Genomic DNA, 379 nt, shown 5'->3' with positions numbered 1-379 from the left:
CTGGCGAGCGCGACTTTCACCAACGAGGGCAGCAGTGGCTGGCAGACCGTCACGTTCAGCAATCCCGTGTCCATCGCGGCTGGCACCACCTACGTCGCGAGCTTTCACAGCAACGGCCATTATGCTGCCACCGCCAACTACTTCACCACCGCTCGCACCAGCGGTCCACTCACGGCTCCTGCCAACAATAATGGCGTCTACACTTACGGAACAAGCAATCTGTTCCCGACCAGCACCTACAAAGCCGCCAACTACTGGGTGGACGTCGTGTTCAGCGGATCCTCCACCACGAATAATACGCAGCCCACCGCGGTTGTTGATGTTGGTGATGCCACCGAGAAGGGCGGGGTGAACAACAGCACCGGTGGCACGGCGGCCA

Annotated in this window: 1 protein-coding gene; it reads left to right on the top strand. The window is 60.4% G+C overall.

All coding sequences use genetic code 11. The annotated features are described in order from the left end of the window. A partial coding sequence (locus AC0L3K_RS40775; RefSeq protein ID WP_473368229.1) for a DUF4082 domain-containing protein occupies positions 1–379 on the top strand: 379 nt, incomplete at both ends.

The organism is Bradyrhizobium sp. MI1.10 (assembly GCF_055811035.1).
This window is presented reverse-complemented; position numbering and strand designations above follow the sequence as displayed.